We start from the raw sequence: 3,053 nt of genomic DNA on the forward strand, positions 1-3,053 counted from the left end.
GAAACTTATCAGAAATACTATGTTCCAATTCACCTCCAATAAAAACTTTCATACAAATTTGTTATCGTTAGTAATGTCCGGCAGCGTTCCGCCTTTGTTCAGTCGGGTTGCAGCTTGTTAGCATCGTTTTTTATTTACGGTTTTTATACTTGTTTCTCAGAAATCCCGTAGTTCTTCGAATCTATCCAGCAATCTTGCCTTATCAATTATTGGATTATTCATGTAGTCAATTATTGAACACAATACCTCGTATACCAAATCCCGTTCATCAGTTTCGATACATCTCATTCGATTAAATGTCTTTGTATATTCCTCTACCGCGGCAATTGCTTTAGTCTGCGCCTCCGGATCATTTTGAACATTCAGGGCGAGTAACTCGTTTCGTGTCTTCCTGTACTGGATAATGGCCTTTTTGGCGGAGGAGGGTGAGATATAATCACTGTCATCCCAATCTCTGAATGGATTATCCATATTTTCTTTTATCCACTCTGGTTTTCTTGCCTGCGTGACGGAAAGATTCATTCCTTCGTTTTTTCGCTTCTTGTATAATTTTTTTATACATTTTGCCGCATCTTCTGGCAAACTTGTCATCCAAAGCCAGTTTAGATGTTCCATCCGTTCTGGCACAGGAATATCCTCTGAACTGAAGCCAAAAAGATTCCTCGTTGCGAAAACTTCAATGTTCCTAAAACTTTCGAGTACCGAGAAGTTTCTGATATACCCGGGTTTTCCCCATAACCAGAGTTCTTTCAGATTAGGGTAAACGGAGAATATATCGTTCATATCCACTTCATTAATTTCTATGCCATGAAGACTGTTGAGATTGGAAAGTTCAGGATAGGGGTGAAATATTTTACGGTATTGTAAGAGAAGGTTAGCCCCGTTATCTCTTGCATGAATGACACATGGACTAATTGTATCATTCAAAAGATATAACTGTTCCATTTCATCATTCAACCATAGTTCATCAATTTCAGTCAAATCTATGAGAAGTTTTCGTAGGCTTGTACCACGAAAATCAAGACTTCTTTGTCCTTTACCCTTATATGTCAGTTCTGTAATAAACGGTGTATTATCCAAATATTCAATGAGCCCCTGATGATATTCTTTAAGAACCAGCGTAGAAAGACATGGGAATACTTTTAATTCATCTGCTTTGGAAAACGGGCAATGGGCGTCATCTACATAGTGCGAACTTATTTTATATTCAGTTCCATTAAGCCATACTGTTTCCTCACTTTTCATTGCAATCTTAAACGCTTTTCTCCTTTCTTCAGGAATCTGTTGCCATTTAATTTGCCTATATACATCATACCCATAATTCCCTGTACCAAAATATGAGTTTTCCTCGTTTGTAAGAGGAGGAATATTACCTACAAATATAAAATAAGCTGGAACATCTATATCGACATTGGCTATACATAATTGCCTCTCCCAATACATGAAATCCATATAAAGAGGTTGGAGATTTTCCATCTGTACTGGACGAAGAGGCGATTCTCCAGTCCAATCCAGATAAAGACAAATTGCGTCGCCCTTATCCTCTATTACGTTTGTAATCTGACAGGCTGTATAAAGCCTTAAACGATTATTATAGATAGTATAGACGTCTCCTATCTTTGCTTTCATATTGGTTTAATTATAATTTTTCGATGCTAATGTTCGGTGGATAATCAATCTTTCAGAGAGATTTATCTGCTTGTTATAAACCTATTTGAAATTTGTCAGTATATCATTCTTTTTATTGGAAGACAACATTTCTAATAAATGATTAAAGCTATCGCAAACAAATTCTGCCGAATCTTCAAATTCAGGTTCAACTCCATAATAGATTTTACCGTAATTTTCCGGAGATAAATCTATGCACAAATATTGGTATCCATCTTTTACTGACATAAGAATAGGAATATGGCTATCCCAAAACAGGCGTATCATATCACAGGATTCCTTATCATCTGCCAACGCCTCAAGTCCCATCAGCTCAAATTCATTCCAACGGAATCCGCTATCGCTTTCTCCGTTAAAGTCCTCTATGGAATTAAACCAAACATTATCACTTTCATTCGTGATTGTCTGAAACCGTTGTAAAAACTCCTGATAGTCTGCAGGAAGTTCGGAGTACCGATTTTGTAAATCAGAGCTTAATTCTTTTCTTTCCAATCGTTCTGTAACGATGAATCCTATATTTTTCAGTGCTTCAATCATATTTTTATTTTACGAGTTTATAATGTTCGGCGGATAAACCACCTTAAAAGTTTCATCTGTTTGTTATCGACCTATTTTATTTTTAGTTTTTGACTATATGCAAGTATTACGAAACGATTATCTAATCCACAGTCAATTACATCATTCTTTTCTAATTGAGAATAGGCTTTTACAAATCTATTTCGACATTTACTTGAATGTATGTAATGATTGAAGTAGTTCTCGGCTTGTTCCTTTTCACCATATCTCAACATATATGGCAGGGCAAGGAGAGAGTCTTTCGTGTATTGATTGAAACAACAGCCATGTTGCATAATGAAGTCAATAGCCATTTGTCTATTCTCAAATAAATCAAATATCGGACAAGCATATTTTTCAAGTAAATCAATTATTGTTTTTACTGATGGAGCATAGCTTAGTCCGGCAAGATCCCAAGATTGATATTGATTTATTGGCGATAGGTATCCAATATGATTATGATATACTAAGCCATCATCATTGACATTGAGATTCTCTTCTTGCACCCACTTTTTCAAGTTTTTACAGGTAATCGTAATCAGTGGATATATAGCCACACTACAAGATGAATTATATACACTTGAACGAAACCATATTTCAAAAGTCAAATTTTTGTCTTTTGAAATCTTTTTCAAACATTGTCCATTTTTAGACGGCTTAAATCCCATTGCGATAAAAGGAATAGCTATCTCATTGCAGGCTTTAATAAATATATCTCTTGGTTTCATTTCTTGTTCTTTTCAGGTCGATAATGTTATACTATCAGCCGATTTGGCTGTTATTTTCTTTAAGTATCAGACCTCGTCTTCCTCCATCAACAGATCGTCCAA

At 35.6% G+C, this 3,053-nt stretch carries 3 protein-coding genes; all 3 read right to left on the minus strand.

Annotated features, from left to right (window positions below; genetic code table 11):
- Positions 1-156: 156 nt before the first annotated feature.
- Positions 157-1,629 (minus strand): hypothetical protein, encoded by a 1,473-nt coding sequence (locus tag ACESTR_RS15865; RefSeq protein WP_032568661.1) that lies wholly within the window; start codon positions 1,627-1,629, stop codon positions 157-159.
- Between the two features lie 81 nt (positions 1,630-1,710).
- A complete protein-coding gene (locus tag ACESTR_RS15870) occupies positions 1,711-2,205 on the minus strand; it encodes an SMI1/KNR4 family protein (RefSeq protein ID WP_009017662.1) in 495 nt (164 codons plus the stop codon).
- 71 nt (positions 2,206-2,276) lie between these two features.
- Positions 2,277-2,951 carry a hypothetical protein gene (locus ACESTR_RS15875; RefSeq protein WP_005842519.1) on the minus strand — a complete coding sequence of 225 codons (675 nt, stop codon included), beginning with the start codon at positions 2,949-2,951 and terminating at the stop codon, positions 2,277-2,279.
- Positions 2,952-3,053: the final 102 nt, after the last annotated feature.

Source organism: Alistipes sp. DJF_B185, from assembly GCF_964250025.1.
Classification (GTDB): domain Bacteria; phylum Bacteroidota; class Bacteroidia; order Bacteroidales; family Rikenellaceae; genus Alistipes; species Alistipes finegoldii.